Origin of the sequence: Clostridium sp. (assembly GCF_016650035.1) — a bacterium.
In the GTDB taxonomy this organism is placed as follows: domain Bacteria; phylum Bacillota; class Clostridia; order Clostridiales; family Clostridiaceae; genus Clostridium_AD.
This window is the reverse complement of record NZ_JAENWM010000009.1, coordinates 58998-65906: the sequence shown is the minus strand read 5'-3', so window position 1 is coordinate 65906 and position 6909 is coordinate 58998. Positions and strand designations below refer to the sequence as shown.

Annotated in this window: 3 protein-coding genes and 1 pseudogene; all 4 read right to left on the bottom strand. The window is 33.8% G+C overall.

Annotation, left to right across the window (positions count from 1 at the left end):
* Positions 1-138 precede the first annotated feature (138 nt).
* Positions 139-852 (bottom strand): annotated as a pseudogene (locus JJD95_RS03835) (endonuclease MutS2); the annotation flags it as partial.
* Positions 853-1365: 513 nt separating this feature from the next.
* Complete coding sequence (locus JJD95_RS03830; protein ID WP_291640534.1) at positions 1366-2349, bottom strand: DUF3231 family protein; 984 nt, start codon at positions 2347-2349, stop codon at positions 1366-1368.
* Between the two features lie 94 nt (positions 2350-2443).
* A complete protein-coding gene (locus JJD95_RS03825) occupies positions 2444-5068 on the bottom strand; it encodes a chemotaxis protein CheB (RefSeq protein ID WP_291640532.1) in 2625 nt (874 codons plus the stop codon).
* A gap of 145 nt (positions 5069-5213) precedes the next feature.
* Positions 5214-6692, bottom strand: a complete 1479-nt coding sequence (locus JJD95_RS03820) for an ATP-binding protein (RefSeq protein WP_291640530.1) — start codon at positions 6690-6692, stop codon at positions 5214-5216.
* Positions 6693-6909: the final 217 nt, after the last annotated feature.

The following is a 6909-nucleotide window of genomic DNA, read 5'->3' as shown; positions in this document are numbered from 1 at the left end:
GCTGGCTAAAACAAATTATACTAATAAAATGATGTTTTCTTATTTATAAATTGATTTCTTAGAGGTAATCTGACGTAAATCACCTACTAATAATAGAAATAAAATGACTTTTCAATTAGTTATAATTTGACGTTCAACAGCTTTTAATGACACTAACTCTGCCGTATTTTTTGATATAACACTGGGCTCCATAAATACGGTAGATCCTTTAGATGATGTTTCTACAACTGTCCCTGTAACTTGATTTTTATAGGATGCCTTTATAGGGATTGTATATCTACCGTTCCTCTTGCTTACAAAAAACTCTTGTATATAGGTTTTATTACTACTGCTTTTTAAAAATTTTTCTAGTTTTTCTTGTATTTTGCCTTCTGCGTTTTCTATATATCTTCTGATCTTTTTAAGTTCTTTACTAGCATTTGAGTCTACTAAGCTACCTCTAATAGAAAATTCAATTTCTTCCTCTATGGATTTAAATTCTGTAATTGAATTCCCATAACTACTTAAGTTTGGAGCGTAAAATTCTTTTCCCTCCATAAAATCTTTAATTTTTCTACAGCCTCTTAAAAAGTTGCAAAGTTTGTTTAACTCTTCCGGTTCTAATATTGCCCCTTTTTCAATATTCTCTATAATGCTCTTCACATTAAATATTCCTTCTAATGGTATGTAGGAAGCTATATCTAACAAAGCTCTTCCCTCGCTAGTTTCATTAAGCATACTATCCACAACTTTTAAACTTGTGCTTGGCTGTAATTTATCTATTAGGTCTTTTCCGAGTCCACTTACACAATAAGACTGTACTATTTCCTTTAACTCATTATATTGTAATTTATTAAAAGTATTTATATTCATTTATATCTCTCCTCATATTAAAACATCAATTAGGTCGTTACAATTTACCATTCTCTCTATAAGAATGGACTTAACTGATTTTACAGACTTTTTATTTATCTACAAAATAAAAAAAGCCGTGGATACCCCCACAGCTAAAAATACGTAACTTCATAAAAGATAGATAAATCTATCTTTTCTTACTATAACAGTACTTTGTGGAATTGTATCTTTATAGATTTCACCAAATAAATCCGCCACAAATAAAGGTATACTATACCCTTTTCGAAAGATTTATTTAATTATAAAATTTAATCTATTTGGATACTAACACGCTCATAAAGCACCTCTTTTTTCTATTTTAACGAAATCTGTCTAATACTATTAGTATTACGATTTTGTATGTTTTGTCAATAGTTTAATAAACATGCCACGCGGCATGTACTGTTGTATATTATATTAGCAATTAATTAAACATTCTAATATTCAAATGAAAAAGCTCCATATGTATATTTTTTTCCATTTGAATTTATTTTATGTAACTGGCTCCCCATAAATTGGTATTACTCTTGTCCAACCTTTCATTTTTCCATACTTAAGATATTTATCATAATACTCAAGCTCTGAATCAAGGAAATCCCTCCATAACTTACGCAATGGTTCATTCCTAATAGTCTCAATGATTGCTCTGAGATGAGCATCTAAGGCAGATAATTGCCAGCTTAAAATAATTCGGTACATAAACCTATCAGTAATCATTTCAGGATCTATGGGTGATGTTACTGGTAGTGCTGATCTGTTAGGTAGCGGTATATTAAGCTTTAACGCTAAATTCTCAAGCTTTTTAACTTGCTTGTTATAAATATATAACCCATGTTGAAGTATTACCTTAAACTCAGTATCATGAGCAAAACTCGAGAATATGCCTATGAGTTCAATTTGCTCATATCTCATAACAATATGATCCCAAATATGAAATGCTTCTGATGTGGCAAGTTGCTCTTTCTCCTGAACAATAGCAGTCTTGTAAGTAGGATAAGTCTCCTCCCAGCCTTTCAATTTACCAAACTTATAAAGGATATTAAAATCGTCAAAATGGATTTTTAAATCTTGTATGATAATATTTCTTAAATTATCATTTGTACTGGTTGAACGAACCGCATGATTAAGAGACATAAGCTGTGCTACAAGGTCATGATATATTTTTTTATAGATATAATCATCCGTTATATTATTAATCCGAGTTGCAAACTTGACGTCCACAGGAGGTCTGTTTGGCATTATGATACGAAATTTTTCACCTAATTTCTCTAAATTATTTATTTGATTTTCAAAATTTGTCTGAAATCCATTTAAGACTACTTCCCAACCTACGTCATGAACAAAGTTCTTAAATAATTGAACTGTTTGGGTGCTAACATATCTTGCTCTTAGAAGACTATATATATTAAATGCTTCCTGGATATCTATAACGTCTTCTCTCTTCTTAACTTTCTTTATTAATGAACCTATATCCAATACTTTCACCCCTCAATTGTAAATATTGTTATTAGTATGCGCCTAACAACTTTTACATATACCTTGAGGGATAAAATACTTTTACCTTACTATGCTACTGATCTTTCGATGCAGCAACTTCCTTATGACCTTGTTTTATTTCAGCAACTAGCCTGTTATTTACCAATAATAGCTCTTCCTCAATCTCTTTGCATTTAGTGATATCTACAAAAGTGATGACCACACCATCGATTTTATTCTCTAAAGTGTGGTAAGGCAGAATGCTCGCGTTAAACCAACTCCCATTACGAGACATAACCTGCTTATCAACAGCAATCAGCGTACGTTGCACCTCCCTAACATCCTCTGCTAGTTCGGGATAAATAAGATCTGACGTAATATCAGTAATTGGTCGACCCACATCACTCAAAATCAACCTAGAGACTAAAGTCATTTGATTTGTGAAGTGTTTAACTAATAAATTATCATCCAAAAATAAAGTGGCAATCTTCATGCTGTCCATTAGATTATTCATATCGTTTGTGACTAATTCCATGTCGTCTAACTTTGACTTAAGTTGGAAATTTATCGTCTTTAGCTCTTCATTTGAGGATTGTACTTCTTCCTTGGTTGTGGTCAGTTCCTCATTTGTCGATTGGAGTTCTTCGTTGCATGACTGCAATACCTCATTACTAGATTTAAATTCTTCTTGGGATATCTGCATTTCTGTACCTGCAACTTGCCACATTTGGCGAGTTTGTAATAGTTCTTGCTCCAGTTCCTTCTCCCGCGAATTAGCGATAGGGGTTTGTTTGTTTGTGTTGTTTGTGCTGTTTGTGCTGTTTGCTTTACCCATCTCAGTTTCTGTAACATCTGTTAAGATTATCATTACCAATCCACGCAGCTCCTCCGGCTCTTTGAGCGGATTTACTGAGATATCAACCCTAAAAGTTCCACCTTCGTTCATCACAACAACACCTTTGGAAATAACCTCCTTATTTTGCTGAACAGCCTTATAGAAAGTGTCATTCAGTTTATAATTTAGCCCTTCTCTGGCCATGGCAAAAATATTCCAATTAACCTTACCAGCAGCTGGTTCTAGGTACTTGCCAGTTCGCCCGGTAATGTAGAGGATATCACCTTTACCATTGACAAGCACTGTAGAAGGTGAATATTTTTGCAAAATCAGTTTATCCGCCATGGACTGCATGTTCTGAACATCAGTGGACGGCTGGTTCACTTCAGCCTGATACGGTGCAAAAGAGTTGGGGAATTCTATAGGTTCTGTCTGAATTAGCGGCCTGAGCCTCTGATAAATTCTCGTTTTAAGATCAAGTGGTTTAAAGAGATCCGTGAAGTTACCAACTGACTCCGCACTTCCTAAGAACAAAAATCCGCCACTATTAAGACTGTAGTGAAAAAGAGGAATAATCTTTTTCTGAATTTGAGGTGTCAGGTAGATAAGTAGGTTCCGGCAGATCATTATATCTACCTTTGTAAATGGGGGATCTTTAATCATATTTTGTTGAGCAAAGATGACCATATCTCGAATTTCCTTATTAACCTGATAGCTTTTATCAACCTTTACGAAATGCCTATTCAGGCGCTGGGTGGAGATATCTTTTGCGATATTAAGCGAGAAAATTCCCTCCCGGGCTTTATCAATAGCTTCACTGTCAAGATCAGTAGCAAAAATTTGAATAGAACTATGTTGGGAAGGCTTTAACTTATCCATCACCTCTTTGAATGTAATCGCTAAGGAGTAAGCCTCTTCCCCGGTGGAACATCCAGATATCCAAACTCGAATCGTATCAGTAGGTTCACGCTGATTTAAGAGTGCAGGTATAACTTTGTCCTTTAGAAGTTCCCATTCTGCTTGCTCACGAAAGAAACTGGTAACCCCAATTAAAAATTCCTTAAACATGAGATTCAGTTCACTCGGATTATCTTTTAAAAAATCAACATATGATTCTATATTGTCAATTTGATGTATACCCATACACCGTTCAATCCTTCGTTGTATAGTACTTCTTTTATATGAAGAAAAATCATGACCTGTATGCGCTCGTATCATTACTATAATATTGTCGATGCAACTCTTGTATTTATTTGCATCGTCCTTGTCAACCATAACAGTATTTGGCTTGTTCTCAATATAGAAAATAATCTTTGAAGGCATTGTCTCTACGGTGGTTATAACTTCTGTTAACCCTGCCTCAATAGCACTGAGAGGCATACCATCAAATTTAGCAGAGGCCGGTTCTTGGATAAAAACGGCTCCTCCTTTTTCCTTTATTTTCTTAAGTCCCTCTGTACCGTCATCACCCATTCCCGAGAGTATGACGCCAATACTCCTCTCCATCTTATCATTCGCCAGGGAGCTAAAAAAGAAATCAATGGGCAGACGCGTATTGTGAGGCTCAGTATATTCAAAAATGTGTATCACATTATTCTTAATAGACATATTCATGTTTGGTGGAATTACATAGACGCAGTCAGGCTGAATAGATATATTCTCACTGGCCTGTACAACTTTCATACTAGTTTCACTCTTAAGTAAGTCCACCAAAATCTGCTTACTATTATTTTCCATGTGCTGAACGATACCAAAAGCTAGTCCACTATTTTCAGGCACGTTACGCAGGAAATCTGACAGAGCCTCTAGTCCTCCTGCGGAAGCGCCTATGCCAACGATTGAAACGTCTGTTTTTGCGGTATCCGTTATCTTATTATCTTGCATAATACCCCCCATTCACAAATTGATTAACATAACCTTTATACTCTTATTATAGCAAATTATTTGTAAACAGTGTATAATAATTTATATATCTCTATATTTATTCTTTCTTGACTCTTTTTTAACTATGATGTGTATGCGGGTCTATCTAATTTAAGGAATAAATATCCGAAAACTCAATATGTATTCTCTCAATTCTTTCTTGATTTCCTAATTCAATTGCGCTACATACATCGTTCTTATTGGGCCGGTCTATTACCGGAAGAACAATAATAAACTCTGATCCTTTGCCGTATTCACTTGTTGCAGAAATGCTTCCTCCATGCATCTCCACAAGGGATTTTACTATGGAAAGTCCAATACCGCTTCCCTCTTGGTTTCGTGTAAGCGATCTATCTACCTGTCTAAATCGATCAAAAATAATATCTAATTTATCACTTGGAATGCCTATACCTGTATCTTTTATCGATATTATAATATTTTCTCCTTTATCATACATATTTACTGTCATACTTCCGCCTGGTTTTGTGAACTTTATTGAATTAGCAAGTAGATTTAGTATAACCCTTTCAATCTTCTCTGGATCGCAAGATACGGTGCAGTCCTCTATATCAGTATCAAAAATAAGCTCAATGGATTTAGATTTGATATATTCGGCTACTGACATAGTAACACTCTCAACAATATCTACGATATTACAGTTCGAAAGCTTTAACTCAAAAAATCCTGCATCAAGTTTCGTAATATCAATCATATTATTAACAAGGCGCAATTGTCTGTAACAATTCTGTTTCATTATGTTACTATACTTTCGAAATTTTATTTCACTATCATCAACATCACTACCTCTTTTAAATGTATCCAAAAGCTGTAGGGCAGACAAAATTACGTTTAGAGGCGTTCTAAGTTCATGAGAAAGGTTACTGAAAAACTCTGTCTTTAGGTTTTCTGATAAAATTTTTTCATCTAATAATTTCTTGTGTCTATACATCTCTATTTCAGCATTCTTTCCTCTAGTTATATCCACAAGAGATAAAACGACTCCTTTAAGTGAATTTTCTTGTGTACAGTATGGCGTGCATTTCAATAAATACCAATCTCCATCACTACTTTGTACTTCCTTTTCATACAATTTATGAGTTCTTATTACTTCTCTTGCACCCATATTTAAGTCATCGTTGGTTATATTACTAACTATGTGCTGCATTGGACGCCCAATATCTCGAGGCTTAAGATTTATCTCTTTTGCAATTCTGGGTGTAAACTTTCTTACACAAAGATTTTCATCAAGAAAAATAGTTCCAATATCTGTACTGTTTAAATAGTTTGTCATATCATCGTTTAAATCAGCCAATTCTTGATTCTTATATTGGTAATTAGCATTGATTTTTATAAGTTCATCATTTGCTGATCTAAATTCTTCATTTGCAACCAGTAGTTCTTCATTATAAACAAGTTGTTCCTCATTTGATATTTGGAGACATTCCTTGGTATACCGTAACTTCTCTTCAAGTTCCATAATTCTTTTATTTAACTTTTCTTCGGAATCATGCTTCCCCGTATCTCCACTCCTAAAAGCATTATAGTTCTTATAATGCATACCTATACTTGGCATTATATTTTTCATAATGCATACCTCCTTTTTTAAAATCATATAAATAATGGCTTTAATCAAATATCACTCAATCTGATTATAATATATTTATAATTCTACAAATATTGATAATTCCCTTTTAATTATATAGATTTGCACTATAAATCGTTCGCACTTTTCGTCAAACTCTGCATAAAAAATTAAATCTAGATAGCTTACCTTCTAAAATTGTTATTATAAGTACATAGAA